The organism is Deinococcus hopiensis KR-140 (genome assembly GCF_900176165.1).
In the GTDB taxonomy this organism is placed as follows: domain Bacteria; phylum Deinococcota; class Deinococci; order Deinococcales; family Deinococcaceae; genus Deinococcus; species Deinococcus hopiensis.
In genome coordinates this window covers 369,990-389,612 of record NZ_FWWU01000006.1, presented here as the reverse complement: position 1 = coordinate 389,612, position 19,623 = coordinate 369,990, and the positions used below count along the sequence as shown (strand labels likewise).

Annotated in this window: 20 protein-coding genes; 11 read left to right on the top strand and 9 right to left on the bottom strand. The window is 66.8% G+C overall.

The window, feature by feature from the left end; genetic code table 11:
* Nucleotides 1–37 precede the first annotated feature (37 nt).
* Nucleotides 38–313 carry a hypothetical protein gene (locus B9A95_RS08455; RefSeq protein ID WP_084046485.1) on the bottom strand — a complete coding sequence of 92 codons (276 nt, stop codon included), beginning with the start codon at nucleotides 311–313 and terminating at the stop codon, nucleotides 38–40.
* Between the two features lie 604 nt (nucleotides 314–917).
* Between B9A95_RS08455 and B9A95_RS33445 the strand changes: the two genes are divergently transcribed.
* On the top strand, nucleotides 918–1,091 hold the full coding sequence (locus B9A95_RS33445) for a hypothetical protein (RefSeq protein ID WP_170928526.1): 174 nt from the start codon (nucleotides 918–920) through the stop codon (nucleotides 1,089–1,091).
* An 80-nt stretch (nucleotides 1,092–1,171) separates the two neighbouring features.
* On the top strand, nucleotides 1,172–1,399 hold the full coding sequence (locus B9A95_RS08450; protein WP_084046483.1) for a hypothetical protein: 228 nt from the start codon (nucleotides 1,172–1,174) through the stop codon (nucleotides 1,397–1,399).
* 246 nt (nucleotides 1,400–1,645) lie between these two features.
* Here B9A95_RS08450 and B9A95_RS08445 read toward each other — a convergent pair whose 3' ends face one another.
* The 4 genes from B9A95_RS08445 to B9A95_RS08425 all read right to left on the bottom strand — a co-directional run bounded on the left by B9A95_RS08445 (nucleotide 1,646) and on the right by B9A95_RS08425 (nucleotide 4,633).
* Complete coding sequence (locus B9A95_RS08445) at nucleotides 1,646–1,849, bottom strand: hypothetical protein (RefSeq protein ID WP_084046482.1); 204 nt, start codon at nucleotides 1,847–1,849, stop codon at nucleotides 1,646–1,648.
* Nucleotides 1,850–3,265: 1,416 nt separating this feature from the next.
* Nucleotides 3,266–3,493 carry a hypothetical protein gene (locus tag B9A95_RS08435; RefSeq protein ID WP_139806597.1) on the bottom strand — a complete coding sequence of 76 codons (228 nt, stop codon included), beginning with the start codon at nucleotides 3,491–3,493 and terminating at the stop codon, nucleotides 3,266–3,268.
* Nucleotides 3,494–4,058: 565 nt separating this feature from the next.
* On the bottom strand, nucleotides 4,059–4,241 hold the full coding sequence (locus tag B9A95_RS08430) for a hypothetical protein (RefSeq protein WP_139806596.1): 183 nt from the start codon (nucleotides 4,239–4,241) through the stop codon (nucleotides 4,059–4,061).
* A gap of 152 nt (nucleotides 4,242–4,393) precedes the next feature.
* Nucleotides 4,394–4,633 (bottom strand): DUF7669 domain-containing protein, encoded by a 240-nt coding sequence (locus B9A95_RS08425; protein ID WP_084046474.1) that lies wholly within the window; start codon nucleotides 4,631–4,633, stop codon nucleotides 4,394–4,396.
* 142 nt (nucleotides 4,634–4,775) lie between these two features.
* On the opposite strand from B9A95_RS08425, the gene B9A95_RS31845 reads away from it, so the two are divergent.
* The 3 genes from B9A95_RS31845 to B9A95_RS08415 all read left to right on the top strand — a co-directional run bounded on the left by B9A95_RS31845 (nucleotide 4,776) and on the right by B9A95_RS08415 (nucleotide 8,720).
* Complete coding sequence (locus B9A95_RS31845; RefSeq protein ID WP_139806595.1) at nucleotides 4,776–5,072, top strand: hypothetical protein; 297 nt, start codon at nucleotides 4,776–4,778, stop codon at nucleotides 5,070–5,072.
* A gap of 38 nt (nucleotides 5,073–5,110) precedes the next feature.
* Nucleotides 5,111–6,130, top strand: coding sequence for an aldo/keto reductase (locus B9A95_RS08420; protein ID WP_084046473.1), 1,020 nt, complete (start codon nucleotides 5,111–5,113; stop codon nucleotides 6,128–6,130).
* Between the two features lie 1,081 nt (nucleotides 6,131–7,211).
* A complete protein-coding gene (locus B9A95_RS08415) occupies nucleotides 7,212–8,720 on the top strand; it encodes a protein adenylyltransferase SelO (RefSeq protein ID WP_084046472.1) in 1,509 nt (502 codons plus the stop codon).
* A 136-nt stretch (nucleotides 8,721–8,856) separates the two neighbouring features.
* Here B9A95_RS08415 and B9A95_RS31840 read toward each other — a convergent pair whose 3' ends face one another.
* The 3 genes from B9A95_RS31840 to B9A95_RS08395 form a co-directional block, all read right to left on the bottom strand.
* A complete protein-coding gene (locus B9A95_RS31840; RefSeq protein ID WP_139806594.1) occupies nucleotides 8,857–9,234 on the bottom strand; it encodes a hypothetical protein in 378 nt (125 codons plus the stop codon).
* A 158-nt stretch (nucleotides 9,235–9,392) separates the two neighbouring features.
* The gene (locus B9A95_RS08405) at nucleotides 9,393–9,731 is read right to left on the bottom strand and encodes a hypothetical protein (RefSeq protein ID WP_084046470.1); all 339 of its coding nucleotides are present in this window, start codon (nucleotides 9,729–9,731) and stop codon (nucleotides 9,393–9,395) included.
* 543 nt (nucleotides 9,732–10,274) lie between these two features.
* Entirely contained in the window at nucleotides 10,275–10,586 is a 312-nt protein-coding gene (locus B9A95_RS08395; protein ID WP_425429926.1) for a hypothetical protein, read from the bottom strand.
* 249 nt (nucleotides 10,587–10,835) lie between these two features.
* Here B9A95_RS08395 and B9A95_RS08390 point away from each other — a divergent pair, with 249 nt between their 5' ends.
* Nucleotides 10,836–11,585, top strand: a complete 750-nt coding sequence (locus B9A95_RS08390) for a DUF72 domain-containing protein (protein WP_245808195.1) — start codon at nucleotides 10,836–10,838, stop codon at nucleotides 11,583–11,585.
* Nucleotides 11,586–11,897: 312 nt separating this feature from the next.
* On the opposite strand, the gene B9A95_RS34510 is transcribed toward B9A95_RS08390, so the two are convergent.
* Nucleotides 11,898–12,155, bottom strand: coding sequence for a hypothetical protein (locus tag B9A95_RS34510; RefSeq protein WP_084046468.1), 258 nt, complete (start codon nucleotides 12,153–12,155; stop codon nucleotides 11,898–11,900).
* Nucleotides 12,156–13,030: 875 nt separating this feature from the next.
* Between B9A95_RS34510 and B9A95_RS08380 the strand changes: the two genes are divergently transcribed.
* From B9A95_RS08380 to B9A95_RS08360, 5 genes are all read left to right on the top strand, one after another.
* The gene (locus tag B9A95_RS08380; RefSeq protein ID WP_139806593.1) at nucleotides 13,031–13,585 is read left to right on the top strand and encodes an acyl-CoA dehydrogenase family protein; all 555 of its coding nucleotides are present in this window, start codon (nucleotides 13,031–13,033) and stop codon (nucleotides 13,583–13,585) included.
* Nucleotides 13,586–13,946: 361 nt separating this feature from the next.
* Nucleotides 13,947–16,226 carry a hypothetical protein gene (locus B9A95_RS08375; RefSeq protein ID WP_212648276.1) on the top strand — a complete coding sequence of 760 codons (2,280 nt, stop codon included), beginning with the start codon at nucleotides 13,947–13,949 and terminating at the stop codon, nucleotides 16,224–16,226.
* 19 nt (nucleotides 16,227–16,245) lie between these two features.
* Nucleotides 16,246–16,809: a hypothetical protein gene (locus B9A95_RS08370; RefSeq protein WP_084046465.1), complete on the top strand. Its 564-nt coding sequence runs from the start codon at nucleotides 16,246–16,248 to the stop codon at nucleotides 16,807–16,809.
* Between the two features lie 396 nt (nucleotides 16,810–17,205).
* Nucleotides 17,206–17,622 carry a hypothetical protein gene (locus B9A95_RS08365; protein WP_084046463.1) on the top strand — a complete coding sequence of 139 codons (417 nt, stop codon included), beginning with the start codon at nucleotides 17,206–17,208 and terminating at the stop codon, nucleotides 17,620–17,622.
* An 875-nt stretch (nucleotides 17,623–18,497) separates the two neighbouring features.
* Nucleotides 18,498–19,010: an alpha/beta hydrolase gene (locus tag B9A95_RS08360; RefSeq protein ID WP_084046462.1), complete on the top strand. Its 513-nt coding sequence runs from the start codon at nucleotides 18,498–18,500 to the stop codon at nucleotides 19,008–19,010.
* Nucleotides 19,011–19,623: the final 613 nt, after the last annotated feature.

Below are 19,623 nucleotides of genomic sequence, written 5' to 3'. Positions count from 1 at the left end.
CATGCGATGGATTTGATCCACCACACACAAAGTTTCGTTATAAATTGACCATTGGGGCGGGCCTGCACCCGCCCCCTTTCGTACAGGCGCCGGGCTGGGTGGGCAGGAAGGGCAGGTCAACGGCCGTTTCGCACCTGCCTTCCAGCGTGCCCTGCGCTTCCAGGTGGGTCAGCAAGGCGTAAACGCTCCCCAGCGGTGCGCCCGAGGCCTCCGCGATGCTCCATCCATGCTCATCCCCGTCCCGGACTGCGCAGTACACCGCGATGGCGTTCCCCGAAGGCAAGTGGACGTCGTCTGAAACAGGCGAGGTCATTGAGCACCGCCTCCCAGCCGCCCGAACGCCGTCCCGAAGTCCCAGGTCTCACGGCTGAAGCGCCAGCTCTAGGCGTTCTGGACGGACTCCGCCCACACTTCCCCGCCCTCTTTGCGCTTGGCTGGGCCGATCAGCGTGTGCGTGTCCCCGCTCTTGTGCAGCCGCACTTGCTCCGAAGACGAGGGCGCTGCTGCTCCATCGGACCGTATTCCTGGATCAACGCCCGAAGCTCCGGCACTGTGCAGGCCAAAACTCCCGGCCTCAGCTCTACGCGATGCCACGTTTGGAGTCAGGACTCAAGGCAGTCACGCACAGCCGTTTCAAGTCACGCCGCAGCGCTGGAGAAAGGGCCTGTACCTCCCGCCTGAAGGCTGCCTGGGGTAGGCAACCAATAATCCCTCGGCTTCTGGCTGCGCTACAGGCACTGAGACACACCTGTCGGATTCGAGCATGGTGCGCACCTGTTCCAGCGGCTTCTTTTCCGCATCACTGGCACGCACCGACATCAACCTGACCAGACGGTCAGAGAGGAAGGGCCTCGCGAAGGACTGCCTCTCAAAAACCGGGGACCGTCCTTAAATTGAGTTTTTATTAAGCTGTGCACATGGACTACTTCCTGCCCAACGCCTACATCCTCCACACCCAGCGTCAGCCCGACGGACAAACCGAACTGGCCCTGTCGAGGGAGGTCGGCGACGTCCTGATTGGCTCCGCTGATACCTGGAAAGTAACGGAAGATCTGTGCGATACCGCCGACATTCGCGTTCAAAGGGCCTGAAGACAGCAAGGGCGTCATGAGACAGCGCCGCGTTTAAGGAAATTTACAGAGATGAAGATTTTATTAAATATACTGTGAGTATGCCGCAATCGTCCAAAAAATACGGCGCTGAGATCCTGACCCTGTTTCAGGAATTGCAGAGCCGCCGTCCCGACGCCACCGTGCTGAGTGGAGATGTGCTGGACCTGATGCGTCGGCGGCATCCCGAAATAACGGGAGACACCCTCCGAACAGCCGTCAGCAGGCTCAAACGGCAAGGGTTGATCGAGCATCTTGGTCCCAGCCTCTACCGCTTGCCTCCTCAATAAGGCCCACTGCGCTAAGCAGAGCGAGCAGGAGAGAAACGGGTTCCGTCTGTTTCGTGACAAACCGGAAGGCGTCCAGAGAATTTGTCAAAAGGGAGACTCCTTTTGACCGAGCCCAGCGAACGTGAATGCGCAACCGGGGAGAATGGAGCCGCGGATGGAAGCGCACCCCCTACGGCTCCATTTGGACAAATAACCTGCACACCGCCCCTTGGGACGGTGTGCAGATTGATCAGGAATCAGTTTACGTCAGGCAGCGAGGAGGGCTTGGATCACGTGGAGGTTGCGCCCCTCGTGAAGGTGGCGAACGATAATTGCTTTGAACTCATTTGCAGTTTCCACCCCCAGATCATCAATGAGGCGAACGAAGTCCAGTTCGCTGAAGCGCTTCGACTTTTCGGGCTGTGCAAAGTAAAAGTAGGAGACAAGCTCCTCGGGCTTCAAGTGCTTCATTGGCCTCCAAAGCGTAGGCCTTATGGAGGCTTAATAATGTGTTCCGCTTCAGATCACCGGCCCATCCTGTCGCTCGGCCCAAGGCTCGCAGCACCAGCGCAAGTCCGGGGCCGGGCTCCCGCAGAGAAAACGGCTCTCTGCTCCTGTCCTGCTGCTCAAACGTTTTCCATATGGTCCTCTTCGGACCACACCGTTCCTGGCCTGTGGGGTGGGCACGGCGCGCGTCGGGGAGTTTGCTCAAGATGGTGGCAGGCGCGCTTGGGTGCTTTCTTCGGCACAAGCCCACCTCCTGGCCAGGAAAACCCCGCCGAAGCGGGGCTGCCAAGAATTCCGGTTCACTTCTGATGAAATCTCGGGCCAACCTGGGCGGAGGTGCAACGTGGCGCCGCAGAGCGTGGAGGAACAACGGTGACGTAGAGGCGTGAAATCACCGAAGCGGAGAGGACGTGCAACGCGGCGCAGCAGAGGGGACGAAACGGATGACCCGCACACCGTATGGACCAGGAGTGGCGCGAGACGTTGCTGGAGGAGGGGGTGCTTGGGGGCAGGCGGGCTGCTAACCTGCTGGCTCAGGCACGTGCTGAGGGTACGGGGAGCGCCTCATGGAGTGCGCAACCCAGTACACGGGGAAACCGTGGAGTGGAGGCTCAAGGAAGTTCGGCACGGGTTGACACGCCGCGTCGCCATAGGTCAAGAAGGCGGTGCGCCGTGACTCCGGATTTAGTGGGGGAAAGCGGTAGAGGCCGGGGCCTTGATGTTCAACAAGCCCTTCTCGCTTGAGCGTGCAGACGGCGCTACGAAGGGCTCTTGCAGTTGCCTCAGGATGTCGGGGCCGCATGAGCTCCAGCAGATCACCAATCACCACGGGGCTATCGGGGTGGCGATTCTGCACCTCCTTCATCAGCGTCAGGAGTTCAGCGCCGTATTCGTAGAACGGTTGCTGCATGCCTCCAGCGTAGTTAATGGTTCCTTCATTTTTATGACATGCCTTCTGTCTATGGGCGCCCCGTGCTGCCCTCGCTCTACCGGATCGCCGAGCTGGCACCGGACCCGGTTCGCATCGTTGCCCCGGGACCGACTCTGGGAGGTACGTCCCGATACACCGGCGTACATGCAAAACCGGCCCGCTGCTGTTCTGGCGCTGCGAACCCATCTGGAAGGCAGGGAAGCGCGGCTGCACCACTTGCGGGGAGAAGGGCGAGGCGGCATTGTCCGTGCCTCCGCACGGTATCCCGCGCCCGCTGCCTCGCCTGCTGCGAGGTGCAGGGGTACAGCGGCCGACGCCAGGCCGCCTGGGGACTTCACCGCATCTGGCGTGGGTTTACCCGCAGGGGTACAGCCGGCCGCTTTTCTCTTGGCGGGGCTTTGCGTTCCGGCGTTCCTGGCGGCGCTGGAAGAAGCGGAGTGATGCCGACTTCAGTAGTGTGGCAGGCGGTAAAGCCCGGTGCCCGGACGGCTGAGGCAGCCATCCCTCTCCAGAGCGGAGAGGACGCTGCCAATGGCTTGTGTGGACGCATTGAGGTAGCGGTTTTGGATGTTCTCTATCAGGTCGCCTATCAAAACGGTGTTCGTGAGTTGTCGATCCTGCAGTTCTTTGACAAGGGCAAGAATTTCAGACGCGTATTTCTTGTGAAAAGAGTTCATAATGCTGGACACTCTACACAGGAACGCCGCTCTAAGAATTCTTCTTCTAGACGGCTGGGCGCTAGAGCTTCCAGACGACGGGTCGGGAGCCTCACGACGCCCTCGCCCCTCTCCTTTCTGGATGCGGTACATGCCCTGGGTGACGTATTCGGTGACCACTGCGCTCAAAGCACCGTGAAATCCGCTGCGTGTTCCATGGAGATGCCGGGGCTGGATTTCTTCACTGTCTTTTGTACGTACGGTCTGTTGAGGGTGCTGGCGTTCCAGGGCACGCGCTGAGAAGGATTCCGGTTCATTTCTGATGAACGCACGGGCCAAGCTGGGCGGACGTGCAACGCGGCGCCGCAGAGCGTGCAGGAACAACGGTGACCCGGAAGCGTGGAATCACCGAAGCGGAGGGGACCGAACGGATGATTCGCAAACCGTATACGTTCCAGGGTTTCCGGTACGTGCAGCGTCAGCCGTTCAGGTGAACGCGGTGGCTCCTGTTTCTACCCGTACGGCGTGGTCAAGGGGTGGGCGCCGCCTCGCGGCGCCCACGCTGCCCGGCACGCCTCCCCGGGGGTCAGCCTGAGGTCGCGCGGTAGAGGCCCTTTCCAACACGCTCAATAACGTGGGCGCGGTACATGTTGCTGACGGCAGTGCGGAACGTTGCGCTGGATTTCAGGGGGTACCGCCTGCACATCTCGACCACGATGTCGGCGACAATGGCCGAGTCATCTGCGCGTTGCCCTTGCAGACTTTGCATCACACCGAGAATTTCAGACTGATACCTGGGCATCTTCTATTCAGCTTAGTCTCGATTTTCGCCAATGACTGGCATGAGGGTCGCAGTGACCTGTGATTCCGCGCACTGGCCTCGCGCCGGCCGTCTGGCCACGCTGATGCGGGCGCGGGGGCTTACAACAGCTTGAAGCGTCCCCGTTCGACACGTTCGAAGTCGTGGTACTTGGCAGCGTTCGGTCCAACCGCGTTGATGCACATCTCGGTGGAGACGTGACGCCGGATGGTGGTGTCAAGGTGCTTGGTGCCGTATTCGCGCATGGCGGCGACGATCTCCTGAGCGGTAAAGGTGCCGTCTGCGCGTTGCTTGACGAGGATGCGAGCAACAGCGAGTACTTCTTCACGGCACGTCTTCATACCACCATTTTGCCGCAACAAGGAGGTGCGTCATGACCCCCTCCCGCAAAGGTGGCGCCAGGCTGAACGCCGCTCCAGCCAAGAAGAAGCCAGTGAACAGCCGGGCGAAGGGGGGGACGAATGGCATAAAGTGAAGGATACGGTGGCGGGACGCGCCGGGGACACCCCGCAGGCCCCGCTGGACGCGCAGTCCACGCCTTCAAGAACAGGTGAATCGGCGGGGCGCCAACTTCAACGGGGTCTTGGCCTGGCCGTGAAGGGGGACCGGGCCGTACCGGGAGACTCCGGGAAGGAGGGCTTGCATCCCGTCACTGGGCAGGCAGTGACGGCCCAGCGGCGGCGAATCCACTTCGGCCGGACCTGGCCCTTGCAGGACGAATACACCCCTTTCCCTGGGTGGGCGTTCCAGCCCGAACCTGAAGACAACACCCCCACTTGACCCACGGCCCACACCCCCGGGAGGGATACAACAGGGGCATGACCGATCCCGCGGCACGCGTCCAGATTGGCACCACCGAGTTGAGTCTCCCACGGCTGGGCTTTGGAACAGCACCCATCGGGGGGTTGTACGAACCGGTGCCCGACGAACAGGCGCAGGCGGTGCTGCGGGCCGCGTGGCAGGCGGGCCTGCGGTACTTCGACACGGCTCCCTGGTACGGTTACGGCACCGCAGAGGAGCACCTGGGACAGGCCCTGCACGGCCAGGAAGGAAGCGCAATCTCCACCAAGGTGGGCCGACTGCTCCGCGAGGACATCCCGCCGCATCCGACCCAGCTCGAACCGGACGGCACCCGGGGCTTCAAGGTGCGGACGGCCAGGAACGTCACATACGACTACTCGTACGACGGCGTGATGCGCTCGCATGAGGACAGCCTGAAGCGGCTGAACGTGGACCGGGTGGACATCCTGCTGATTCACGATCCGGACGCTGTGGGCGTCGGCACGCGTGAACTGATGGGCGGAGCGTACCGGGCCCTGCACGAGTTGCGCGAGCAGGGCGTCATCCACGCCTTCGGCGCGGGTATGAACCAGTGGCAGATGCCCGCGGAGCTGATCCGGGAAGGCGACTTCGACCTCTTTCTGCTCGCGGGACGCTACACCCTGCTCGAACAGGAGCCGCTGCGGGAGTTCCTGCCGCTTTGCGCGGCGCGGGACGTGAAGGTGGTCATCGGCGGCGTGTTCAACAGCGGCCTGCTCGCCAGTCCACATCCGGGGGCCCGGTACAATTACGCGCCTGCACCCGACGCGGCGCTCGCCCGCGCCCAGGCCATCCAGGCGGTGTGCACGCGGCACGGCGTTCCGATTCAGGCGGCGGCGCTGCAGTTTCCCCTCGCGCATCCGGTGGTGGCCAGCGTTCTGATCGCTGGGCGCGTTCCGGAGCGCGTGGAGGAGAATCTGGCCTTCCTGCGGACCTCCGTCCCGGCGGCCCTGTGGGAGGAGCTGAAGGCGGAAGACCTGCTCGACGCAGCGGCGCCCGTTCCTGTTTCGCCCGGCTGAGGGCAGCGGCTCCGGAGAAGGCGCACAGCGGCCCACCAAGAGTGGGGCGAGGCGCTGTTGGGCTGGTGGTCCTCCTGAATGGTTGCGCGGCCGTGGGTCCGCCGACAAGGCCATCTCCCACGCGCAGAGTGTGGTCCCTTTGCCGGGCAGCGCTCCAGACCGGGCCCCATGGAATAAGGCCGCCCGGCGGTGATCCTCTCTGTCTCCCCCGCAAGGGCCTGACTGGGCCAGGGCGAGCGCTGCCGGGGGCTGTCCCTGTATTCACCTGCAAAAGGCGCTGCGACTCGGCTGGACCCACGTCCAGGGCCAACGAAAGCGTTTCCCAACGGGAAGGTTGGGAAAGCGGATCCTCCGGCAACACGCGGCCGGTCAAATTGTGGAACGTCTTCAACTGTAACGGTTCAGTCCTGAATATCGTGATGGAATGCGCCTCAACCTTCACCCGCCCTGGATCTTTCGGAGCCGTACCCGACGGGTTCGGGGCACGCCGTCGGGGTGTGGACCTGGGAGCGGCGCACCGCCTGGCAGGCGAGCAGACCCGGGCACCTCCGGAGGTGCCTGCCTGGGCGGCCACAGGGCCTGGCGACACCTGGGCCTGGTGACAACTGGGCCGCGCCTGGAGGCCCTGCTGAAACCCGACGGGCTGCAACAACTCTGGCCCCGGCCCGCGGCGCCGCCCTATATGGTTTCCGGAGCATCCATTACGTCCGCTCCGGGGCTTCGGCGCCTCTGTGTCGCCGTTTTTCCTGGGCGCTCTGCGGCGCAGCGTTGCACGTCCGCCCAGCTTGGCCCGTGGTTTCGTCAGGGATGAACCGGAGTCCTTATGCTGCCCCGCTCCGGCGCTGCTGCTGGCCTGGCGCATGGACGCACCGCTGGATGTGGGGGCTGAACTGGACGAGACCCGCCACCACCCTCCGCCACTCCGGGGGAGAGGGGCGGTACGCCGGTGTGGCGTTCGCCGCTCTGGCCGTGAGGGGAACCTGCACAACAGGGTGGTCCAGGCCTTCCACTTCCGCGCCTTAAGAATCAGAACTGTGAGCTGGGTCCGGCAAGGCGTTGGGCAGGCGTCAGACTGTTTGACATGTCGGCCTCCATTTTCCGCTTTGACAACACCTATGCGCGGGACCTGCAGGGCTTCTACACGCCCTGGAAGCCGGCTTCCGTTCCTTCACCGGCCCTGCTGTTCTTCAACCGGGAACTGGCGCTTGAGCTGGGGCTGGATCCGGAAGCGCTGGACGGGGCAGAAGGTGCCGCGATCTTTGCTGGCAACCAGGTACCTGAGGGGGCCGAACCGCTCGCCCAGGCCTATGCCGGCCACCAGTTCGGCGGCTTCTCCCCTCAGCTGGGCGACGGGCGCGCCTTGCTGCTGGGGGAGGTCATCGACCCGCTTGGACGCCGCCACGACGTCGTGCTCAAGGGCTCGGGCCGCACGCCGTTCTCCAGGGGGGGCGACGGCAAGGCGGCCGTCGGCCCCATGTTGCGCGAGGTGCTGATCGGCGAGGCCATACATGCGCTGGGGATTCCCACCACGCGCGCGCTTGCCGTGGCGGCCACAGGCGAGCCAGTCTACCGCCAGCAGCCTCTGCCCGGCGCCGTTCTCACCCGCGTGGCGGCGAGCCATTTGCGGGTGGGCACCTTCGAGTTCTTCGCCGCGCGCGGCGAAACAGAACGGGTGCGGCAGCTTGCCGACTACGCCATTGCCCGGCATGACCCGGACCTCGTCGGAAGCGCCGGGGGCCAGTACCTCGCCCTGTTGCAGCGCGTGGCCCAGCGGCAGGCGGCCCTCGTTGCGGGGTGGATGAACGTCGGATTCATTCACGGCGTGATGAACACCGACAACGTCACCATTTCCGGCGAGACGATCGACTATGGACCGTGCGCCTTTATGGAAGCGTATGACCCGGACGCGGTGTTCAGCTCCATCGACGAGGGTGGCCGCTACGCCTACAGCAACCAGCCGCTGGTGACGCGCTGGAACCTGGCCCGTCTGGCCGAGACCCTGCTGCCGCTCATCGCCGGAGAGGAGAGCGAGGGCGCCGTCAAGAGGGCCATCGGCCAGGCGACCGAGGTGATCGGCGCCTTCCCCGGGTGGTACGCCGACGCGCTTTTGAAAGGCCAGCGGGAGAAGCTGGGCCTGCAAGGGGGCGACGATGAGGCGGACCGCGCGCTCGCAGCAGACTGGCTGACGTTGCTGTACCAACACCGGGTGGACTTTACCCTCGGGTGGCGCCGACTTGCAGACGCGGCGGGCGGCGACGAGACGCCGCTGCGCTCCCTGTTCCCGGAGCCGCAGGTGCCGGGCGCGTGGCTGGACCGCTGGCGGTCACGCGCGGAGAGCGGGGGCGGGCATGCCACGGAATGGAGCGTCCGGGCCGAGCGCATGCGCCGCGTCAACCCGGCGGTGATCCCACGCAACCACCGGGTGGAGGAAGCGTTGGCAGCGGCTTCCGAACGGGAAGATCTCGCCCCATTCCGCCGCCTGCTGGCGGCACTCAGGCGGCCTTACGACGGAGCGCCGGATCAGGCCGAATACACCGAACCGGCCCCCGCAGAGGCAACGGCCTGCTACCGCACGTTCTGCGGCACCTAGCGCATGTGTCAAAGTGCGGACTTCTTTTTGACGGGGCCCGGCGAGCAAACTTGAATGTGCAGCGGGGAGAATGGCGCCGCGCGTGGAAGGGCACCCCTCACGGCGCCATTCTCCCCGCTGCTCTAGACCGCTTGCGTTATGGGACGCCGCGCCTGGAAAAACGCGGCAGGAGGGCTGATCTGACACCTACCGGATGGCCACGCCCGGGTGGGCCGGTGACGGGCAGGCCGTACCGCCGACGCTGGACCGAGGAACGCCGCAGCGCTTTGACGGGCAGCAGGACGCGGTCCTGGCGCAGGTACGGCCTTCCAATCCGGCACCAGGCCCGACGGAAGACCTCCTCCGGGCTCAGGACCGGAAAGAAGGCCACACCGGCCGCGCGTCGGTGCGAGCAACGGGCCGCTTCAAGCTGGGCAGGGGTAATGGGCGGCACCGCCGCTTCTTCAGCATGCTTCAGGGGAAAGACGGTTATGCACCCAGCGCTTGAGATGGGGGACCACCTGTCGGTGGTCACGCCACGCATCCCGCGCTCCAGAACGGGGCATTCTGGAGCTTTTTGTGAGGACTGGGGGGAGACAGGTGAGCAAAGCGTGTGCCCGTTCGCTCGGCGCTTTTGGGACGGCGATGCTGGACAGCCCAGTGCGGACGCCCCTCAGCGCAGAGCTGGTGCCCTCAGGAGCGGCGCGTGGGCGTCACCCGCGCGGCGCGCCGGCCCAGGCTTCCCTGAAGCCGCCGGGCCACCGCCTGCACGCAGCCCCGGCAGGTGAGGGGACCGGTTACCCCGGGCACTCCGGCGTAGAGCCGGGGGCCCCGGCCGCACAGGGCCTGGCCGTCCGAGAGCCGCACGAGGTGGGTGGCTCCTCCCGGGGCAAGTTGAAAGGCGTGGGGCGCTTTGAGGTGGTGACGCGCCGCGATCTCGGCGCAGGCCTGCTCGAAAGGCAGGGCGGCGAGGTCCGCGTGCTGGGGCACGGCGCGGGCACGCAGCGCCGCAGGGGAACGGGGAGCAACCATGGATGGAGGGTAGCGCCACCGCTGGCCCGGGCGCAGTGACGTCGGCCGAAATGTTGGGTCGCGGCGTTGCTGGACCGAGGTCCCCAGGAGGGCGGCGCCTGGAGGTGCCCGGCGAGGCGGTCCCACGTCTCGGTGCTCCCCCGGAGCATGCCCATGTTCAACACGGTCTTCAGGGCCGCTTCCGAGTTGTACGCGGCGCGGTTCACGACGCGGGTACCGCCTTCGACCTCCCCGAACGTGAGCGTCGACAGGCTGGACGGCACGTTTCCGTTGATGTTCCCCCGATGTCCGAGAAGGAGCCGGTGTAGACGAGGCGCTCCGGCCCGTGGTCTCGCGGTAGACGCCGGACCCCCAGGATTCCATGCCGTAGAACTCCCCCTGGTTCTGGTCGACGCACTTCATACAGCAGTGCCACCGGCCTCCCGGGCGAAAGTCGGCGGTGCAAAAGGCATCTCCCAGCCCAGGGGCGCCCACCAGTGGCGCAGGTGCCCGGCCTGGGAGAAGGCCGCGAAAACCAGCTTGCGGGGAGTGTGGAAGACGCGTTCAAGGGCGGGGGGCTGGCCAGCTCCGGTGTTGGAAGTCGTGGGGGACGCGGCGGTGCTGGTCGTGGGAAGCTTCCTGGAAAGGACGGGACTCCCGTTTGCCTGAGGGCCGATTCCTGAGCGCTGGCGGCGTTCTGGCGCTTCTGGAGTTGCGGCAGGTGTTCAGCCAGTCGTCGGGGGCTTGGAAGGGCTCTGGGCGAAGGGTGCAGGCGCGCCGGTTGGCAACCGCCTGGACCTCGGCGGCGCCCGCCTCACTCAGAACCTTGAGATGCCTGGACGCCTGGGGTTGGCGGATGTGGAGCTGCGCGGCGATCTCTCCGACCGTCAGGGGCTGCCCGATCCGCCGCTGGACGATCTGCAGGCGGTTGTGCTCGGCCAGCGCGCCGAAGGTGGCGGTGTTCAGTGGGCTTCCTCCTCTCGCACGCTCCTTTGTGGCGTTGTCATGCTAGTTCATGAATATTCTCATTGGGGCATTCTCACAGGATAAAGCGCCATGAAAGACCCGCCTCCCGTACGGTGCGCTCAGGAACATCTGGAACAATCAGGCCCGGGAGGTACGGCCGTGGAATCCAAGGTCTTCAGGATTGGTTGTGCAGGCTGGGGCGTGGCCAGCGGGAAAGCAGAGCTCTTCGGAGCCGGAGACAGCGTGCTGGAACGCTACAGCACCCGCTTTCCGTCCGTGGAGATCAACTCGTCTTTCACCCGCGCCCATCAGCGACGCACCTATGAGCGGTGGGCGCGCAGCGTCCCTTCCGGGTTCCGCTTCACCGTGAAGGTCCCCAGGACCGTTACCCACGCAGCGCGCCTGCAGGGAGGGGACGACCCGCTGCTTCCCTTTCTGGACCAGGTGGAGGGCCTCGGGAACACGCTGGGTTGTCTGCTCGTTCAACTGCCACCCAGCCTGGCGTTCTGCCCTGACGTCGCCCCAGCCTTCTTCGCGCAACTCCGGCACCTGAGCTCCGTGCCCGTGGCCTGCGAGCCGCGCCACCCCTCCTGGTTCACGCCGGAGGTGGACGCCACGCTGTCTGAACACCGCGTGGGTCGTGTGGCCGCTGATCCAGCCATCGTGCCCGCAGCGGCCATTCCGGGGGGCTTCCCAGAAACGCTGTATTACCGCTGGCACGGCTCCCCACGCACGTATTACTCGGGTTATTCCGCAGAAGCGCTCCAGAGGCTGGCGGAAGCGGTTCGCGCCACGCCGGCCGGGTACTCCCCCTGGATCATCTTCGACAATACCGCGGTGGGCGCGGCGCTGGAGAACGCCTTCGAGCTGAGCGCCCTTCTGGGAAGCAGCGCTCAGAACCGGGCGTGACACGCCCGCAACCAAAGTCGGGGGCATGGCGCCAGGGGGCAGGGGGCCTGGAAAGTGGGCTCTCTCCCTCTGCCCTCCCAGAGACATTCGCCTGGCCACGTCCACAGGGAACTTCGGCCGTCTCCTCGACCGGAGGCTCCCCTCCGGAGCTGGGCGCACCGTTCAGATCACTTCTTTTTCTAGGCGGTCACGCCCCAGGCCCCACCGTAAGGATTTCGGTTCACCCGTTCTTTCATCACTGCTCACCCGAGCGGACGCGCAACGCTGCGCGGCAGGAGGGGGCGGGAGAAACGGCGACTCAGAGGCGTGGAATCACCGAAGTGGAGCGCAATCCAGGGAACGGATGATCCGGAAACGGTAGCAGACGTTCGGCCAGACCTCTGCTTCGGCGAAGCGCGTGAGCAGGGCCTGCGCCGTCTTCCGGGCCTCCACCTCGGAGCGGTGGAGGTGAGAGCCGCGCCGCGCGCTTTCCAGGAGATACAGCAGCAGGAAGCGCGCCGTTCCGTACCTCCGGACCTGCGCCTCTGAAGCGCCACGCAGATCAACTGTGCGGCCCAGCACCATGGCCACGGCCGGTGCCCTCAGGATTCACTTCGCCAGCCAGGCCAGTGGAGAACGTTCGACGACCCTCACGTCCCGCAGCACCTCGCCATTGAACCATGCCTGGCGGCGTGCTGCTTGCCATGACTGGCCCAGCGCGCACGTCAGGCCAGGTTGCCTGCTGGACCAAGGCGATTCTGGCGCGGACCCAGCAGCAACCCACCGGTCCTCAACGGGCTTCAGGGATGACCGTTCCATTCGGCGGTGGCTGGGCGCTCACGCGCCCCAGAGGCTGGACCGAGCGGAGCTGCACAAAGCGGAGCGCGGGCGTTCTCAGGCCCCGAGCGCTCCGTCATCCCCACCGCAACCGGCACCCGCCGCAACAAGACGCCGAGGAGTTGACGACAGGGGAGCGCAAGCCCGTGACCCATCCTGCCTGGGCGACGCCTGCTCCTGGCCTCCACCCCGAAAACATTTCTACAGGCGCCTCTCTCCTCCGAACAGTCTGGCGCTGCTCCCGCTCCATGTGGGGGCGGAACGCCGTACCATGTGAGGACACCATGACCCCTTCGTCGGTTCGGCCACCGTTGAAACAGGCTGCCCCCGGCGTGTTCGACGTCATTCGGGCCCACGCTGCGGAGAGCGAGCGTCAGGGCCGCTTCTCCAGCACCACCCTCGGGACCCTGCATGAAGCGGACCTGTTCCGGATCCTGCAGCCCGCGTCCTGCGGCGGCCCGCCCCCTGCCAGAAGCGGTGCGCGCCGTCGAGTGCGTCGCGTCAGCTGGCGGCGCTGCGGGTTGGTGCCTCCTGATCGGGGCAGGCAGCAACGCCTTTGCGGGCTGGCTCGCCCCTGAGTCGCTCAAGACCTGCTCGTTTGCCCACAGTTGGTGTGCTCCAGCATTTTCATGCCGCTGGGTGAGGCGATTGGCGTGAATGGTGGCTACCGGGTCTCGGGGCGCTGGTCGTACGCCAGCGGCATCGGGCACGCGACCCGGGTCCTGGCCGGCTGCTCCGTCGCGGGGGAGACGCCCCTTCAGGTCTTCCTGGACGTCCGCGGCGTGGAGGTCATGCCCAACTGGGACGTTCAGGGACTTCGCGCCATAGGCAGCCACGATTTCGCGGCGCGTGACGTCTTCGTCCCGGCGGAGCGCACCCTGCGCTTTCAGGACGGAGCCCCTGACCCCGGCCGCCTGTACACGCTGCCCTTTCAGGCCCCGCTGTGGCTGTGGTTTGCGCCGGTGCCGCTGGGAATTGCCCGCGCGGCCCTGGACGCGTTAAGGGAGGAGGTGACCGCGAGGGGAGCGGGGCGTCTGGGCGCGTCCGGCCACACACGGTATGCCGAGGCCGAAGGGATGTGGCGCGCCGCCCGTAGGTTTGCATCTGAGGTGACTGAACGCTCCTGGGGCGGCGCGCGTGATGCAGATCACGCACGAGCTCGCCGGTGGGGCCAGCCTCCGTGAAGGCCGGCTGGCGCGCGCCTTTCGAGAGGCGCACGCCGCGCTGCAGCACATCTCCGTCGCGCCCAGCGTGAGGGAACACGCCGGACGCACCTGGCTGGAAGCAGGACCCCCCGCCTGAACCGGCGGCATTCGGGCGGGTGGCCGCTCCCTCAGCTGCACCTCCTGGGGAAAAAGGCACGCGCGGCGCGTTGCCCCTCAGCACTGAGGCGCGGTCACCGGATTGCGGCCCAAGCGGCGCCCCGGGGAAACAACCCCGAGCAGCGCGGGAGCGGGGACTCTCCCCACCTGCCGACGGGGCTCCGCAAGTTGAGGCTGGCGTCCGCGCCGCGCTGTCTGCCCCGTCATGCGGGAGACTGTTGACATGGCCCGACTCCGCACTCCCGATGGGAGGATCCTGCAAGCGCCCACGTCGACGCTGCACGTCACCGCCGGGCAGGGCCACTTTCAGGATCCTCCCGGTGGCCTGACCCGGTCTCCGGAGACGCTCACCCCCTTTCTGCAGGCGGGCGAACGCCTGCTCGACGGGCAGATGAACCGGGCGGAGAACGACGAGACCCTCAGCGTTCAGCAGCAGGAACACACCATCCAAAGCGTCCTGCTCGGACAGGCGGTGATTGTGGGGCTGGCGGGATACGCCGCGGGCGGGAACCGGGAACTGCTGGAACTGCTGAACGACCTGGCAACGACGCTGGACGTGATCAGCCCCCTGGGTCGGTCCTACCTGCAGCGCCTCCCCGCCATCAATGGGGCCGCTGGGCTCGGCGGGTTGGAGGGCGTGGCCCTGCTGCCGGAGGAGTACCCGCACGCCGTGTCCCAGGTGCTAGAACGCGGCGCACAGGCCGGCGTCGTCCTCACCCCAGAGGCGCAGGCCCGGCTCGACTGGGCGGGCCACCGGACGCCATTTCCCCCGAAAGACCCGCTGCATCCCAGCCGCGCCGCCCTGACGCCTCCCGCCACGCTGGAAAGGGAGCGCATGGCGAGGGAGCGGGAGCTCAGGCGGCTGTCGCGTAGCTCCCTGGAGGGCGAACGGAACGCCGCCCTCCTGCTCCTTCACGTCAATGGCCGTGACCGCCTGGAGAACGCTCCCCTCGTGGGTGTCCTCGACACGGCGCAGGTGCTCTTACTTCACCTGCAGCGTCAACACCGCGAGGAGGAGCGCGAGAGCGGGACCGCGGACGCCCTGCTGACCCTGCACGCACAGCTCCACCGGGAGCTTGGAGCACCCCGGCTGCCAGGCACCCAGCGCTTCAAGCGGCAGCCAGGCAGCGACGCCGAGGGCCAGACCTGGCGGGCCAGACGGCGGCTTCGCGCTCTGCGCGCCGACCGGTGGAGGGCGCCGACCCCGCTGGAAAGGCAGCAGCGCGGCGCCCTGTGGGACGCCCTGAATGCCCTGGACCGCGACCTGGCCAGCGGCATCACTCCGGCGGAGGACGAGCACCTGAAGGCCCGGCTGCTGCTGCTGGGACTCCAGGGCCTCACAACCACGTACCGCGCGCCGGGCATGAACCTGCCGCCGATGGTGCAGCTGGCCGCACAGGTGTCGGGCATCGACCCGCTCTGGGCGTGGGAACGGACCCAGCCCCAGGACCACCTGAGTACCGACCTGCGTGCGGAACTTCAGCTGCTGATTCACTGTGGCCTGCTGCTCGGCCTGGACGGCACCGCGTACTGGGAGACGTGGGGGCAGCAGGTCCGCCGCCTCACGGCACTGGCGGCGGGACACCTGTTCGCCACGGTGCGCCGCGCCGGTCTGCGCCTTCCGGAGCAGACTTTCCTGGAGACGTATTTCGGGCGCCTGGGTCCGCTCCGGGCCCTGCCGCTCTCCGCTGGGGAGTGGGAAGGCGTGCAGAAAGCGGCCCAGGAGGTGTTGGCGGCCGCTGCCAGGCCCCTGGAGGCCGCGTGGGAGCGGGAACAGCAGGAGGAAGCCGGGGACGACGGAGCAGAACGCCCGCCACAGCCGTCCACGCCAGCTGACCCCACCGCGCAGAACCCTTCCGGGGAAGACGAGCGTGGAGACGCGTTCCCACCCCATGTTCTCGCGGCCAGGGAGCGGCTGGCGGGACAGCGGGTGGTGCTGCTGGGCAGTGTGCCGAGTCCACCGCACCGTGCGGCGCTCGTCAGGGCGCTGCGGCTGCGTGAACTGGACTGGATAGGGAGCGGCGAGTACGCCCACGGCACGCACGCGCATGCCCACGTGACCGAGGACACGGCGGTCGTCATCCTGGCGATCCGCTGGATGGGGCACGCGCACAACACGCTGCGGGACGTGGCGAAAGCCAGGGGCGTGCCCTTCGTGATGCACCCCGGCGGCCTCTCACCCAGCAGCGTCGCCTGGCAGATCATGCAGCAGGTCAGCGGGCAACTGCAGGGGCGCACCGACCTGCCCCCCAGTCCAGGCCCCCGGCTTGAGCGCGCTGGGCGGGGAAACGACCTCAGGGCGGCGTCTGTAGATCAGCCGCGCCGGAGGAACCCCAGCCCCCCACGCCCCGGAATTCAGCGGCCGTGTGCACTTCTTCGCAGCCTCTCCCCCAGCGCCCCCCCCGACGCGCACTGGGCGCGGCTGCAGGTTCTCACGCGCTCCCTCCAGAGACATGGCAATGTGAGTGTCAAGAGGTGGGTCCTTGACATTTACATCAGATAACTCTCATTTTCCTTTCGCCTTGCAGCTGACCCATGGACACGCCGCTCCCGATCTGGTGCTGTTCCCACCCTCACTTCAGCCGCTGGAGCGCGCGGGACTGGCCATTCGGCTCAACCACGGGCCGCTGGAAGACCAGCTGCTGACGGTAGGCCTGGTGCCGGAAGCCTTCAGCGGGCTGTGCACCCTGGGATACAGCCCAAGCGGCCTGAGCGACCGGATTCTGCTGGGCGAATGCGCGCTGGGCATGTCGCGCGGCGAGGTTCATGCGCCAGCCTGGACGGCCGAGGTCTCCCTGCTGCCGATGGAGCCCGCATCCAGGGTCCCGGACGCCGAGGAGGACTGGCTGTGGCTCTCGATCACCCGCATTCAGGCCCAGGGCGGAGCGCGCCCTCCGGTGCTTGAGGCGCTGCGCATCCCGCTCAGCGGATGGAAACTGATGTGGGCCATCGCGCAGTTGCAGACGTCCACGCGCGTCCAGACGGCGGCCCAGATCCCACTGCGGCTGGGCCACGGGGTGGCCACTGCCCCCAGCGTGGGGACGCCCGACGGCTGGCGACGGCTGAGCAACCGCAAGCTCAGCTGAGCCCTGCCACAACCGCTGATTTGCGCCCGCCCTGTCTACCCCCGCCGTGAAAGGCCGTCGGCCGCTGTGCAGAGGCGTTCTCCCCGGACGGCCAGGGTTCAAGGACTGAACTGCAGCGCCTTGCCGCAGCGACATAAGGATTGCGGTAAGTCCGTGATGCAAGACCCGACTCACCCGAGCGGACGTGCAACGCTGCGCCGCACAGGAAACGGATGATCCCGCGAACCGGACCAGACGACGCTGCAGCCCTCGCCCGGAGGTGCTCGCGTCCCCAGGCCACCCGTCCGGGAAGGTCTCGCCCGAGACGGGCGGACCGGGACGGGGCTTGGTACCGGGGAGACTGGGGATGGGGCGATCCAGACAGAAGCGGAACGCGCGTTGCCGTAGGCTTTGGGAATGACCGACCGTCCTCCGCTGACCTCCGCCCAGGCGACGCACTTTGTGCAGGCCCTGCTCGAACTGATGGTGGAACACGGTCTGGGTCACCTTCAGGCCGGACCGACTGGCGGCAGGCTGGGCCTGACGCAGCCCGGTCATTTCGTGACCCAGGATCTTACCTTCCATTTCCTCTCACCAGCAGAACACCGCGCTGCGGTACAGGCGTATGGCCTCCCGCCCCACCGGGACCGGAAAGCCGCGGTTCCCCGGTCACAGCAGGACATCGAACCCGTGGTCCACGCCGTGGGCGAGCTTTTTGACCTCCACGCCGTGGGGAGCCTGGCATTCGGACCGGGAGGCTTCCTGGGTTTTCGCGCGAACGGGCCTTTGCGCGAGTTCGTTCTGGAGGGCATCACCGTGCAGGCCCAACCCTGACGCCTTGCGCCTGCACGGAGAAATGCCGCCCCCCATTCGGTGTCGCTGGCGGCCATAACCGGGCGAGCCGCACAGCAACCGATTTCGCAAGGCTCAGCGTGCTGGCAGAGCAGCGCAGTGGATAAACCCCCGGCAGGCCGAGCTGTCTCGGGCGTGCGCGTGCGGTCATGTCCGGAGAACGTCTTTGTCTGGACGTGGGCACGCCCGTTCTCCCCGCGGCGCTTGAGCGCCGCGGGCTTTGACGCCCGCGTGGTTGGCGCTGCGGAGCGGTCCGGAAGACGTAACCCCGTGCGCGGGTCCCTTGACCCTGGGCGCCGACGCGCTCCTGTCGCTGGCACACCCAGGGCATCAACGAAGCCGCGAAGGCTGGTCTCCGGACCGGCACCTGTGGCCGAGACCCCGGGTTAAACGCCAGCGTCAGAGCGGCTCAGCGAACCCTGTTCTTGGGAGCTTTGCTTCCGCGCCTCTCCCAAGGCCACCACGAGGAAAGCGCAGCCAGAACTCCCCTCCGTATAGAGCGGGGAGCTGTCAGGCCGTGACGCCGCCTCCGGGCAGCCGTCCTTCAGGTCCGCCCCATATGCTCGTGGGGATGTCCTCTCCCTTCACCCGCCTGTCTGCGGCCGTTCTCAGCCTTGCCCTGCTGTCACCCGCCGCGGCAGGAGGAGCGGAGGAAGCCGGTGGAGCGCGGCCCCTGGTACCCGGTTTCTCGGCCGCGCCACCCTGGCCCGTAGACTGTGACCTACAGGTGAACCGGACGGACGGCTGCCGCCTCAGGGTGGCCCGGCCGGCGCTTCCCCGCCGGGTCCGGGGGAGCTCCAGCTTGTACCGGGAACCGGCCACCTGGTGCGGCGCGTGAAGTCACGGTGTGCTGCGGCGTGTACCTTCCGCTGCCCCCCGTTCCTGGCACGGGCGTCTGGCCCGTGACCGCGCAGATCAAGGACATCACGCACGCCGCCCTTTCCCTGAGGACCGGTGTCGCCGGCCCGCCCTCACCCCCGCAGGCACACACCGCCTGGCGGGGCACTCAGGCGCCTGCGGCCATCCCCAGCACGCAGATTCTGAGCGGGAAGATCGACTGGTTCATCCTGAAGTCGGGCAGCCTGCCCGGTTCACGCGAGATCACCGTCTATACCCCACCAAATTGGACGAAAGCCGGGGGCCTTCCAGCGGTCTACCTCGGGGACGGCGCGATGGTACTGGGGCTGGCGCGCTTCCCTACCTCAGGGGGCACGCTGGAATTGCCCTATCTTGAGGCTGCCCGTCGGTACACGGCCCTGTCGTCAAGCGCCGGGCAACCGGCGTGCCTCGTCACCCTGGTCGGGGAGCACGACGCGCTCCTGTGGGAAGAGGTCTTTCCCACTGGCGGTGCCTTTACCCTTGACCGCTGAGTGGCCCGGCCCCTGAAAGCGCCTCCGACGGTCGGGTGCACATCACCCCTTCTTCTCGCCTGATCAGGATTCGGGTTGGCCCGTGACGACGTCACGGGCCAACCCGAGCGGACGTGCAACGCGGCGCAGCAGATCGGGTGTCACGGATGATCCGGAAACCGTATGACGCGGCGGCACGTCCTCAGGGCCACACCCTCCAGGAGGAGCGGTCCGCTGGACAGTCATGGTCGGAGACCTGAACGCGGTGCGGTTCGACGCACCGCAAACATTCAGAGAGGCCCACTTCGGAGCCAAGCCCGGTGACGGCACCGTTGCCGTGGGCCTCTATGTGACCGCCCGGCGTCTGGTCGCTTCTGGCTACAGGCCCAGAACCGCGCGCCGGCACGTCCTCCTCGCGGTCGAAACTGGCAGCGAGGCGAAGGGGAAGCGGACCTGGAGGCGTGGCACACCGCAAACTGCAAGTAGCCGCCTTCTGTGGGCATCACGGGCAGCGAGCGGGGGGACCCGGCCTTGAAGGACGCGGACATCCTTTCCCGGGCCACTGCGGCACCTGGGGCACCGCTTTCCGACTTCCTGCGCAGCGTCCATCTCCTGCGGACCTAAAGCGTCCGCC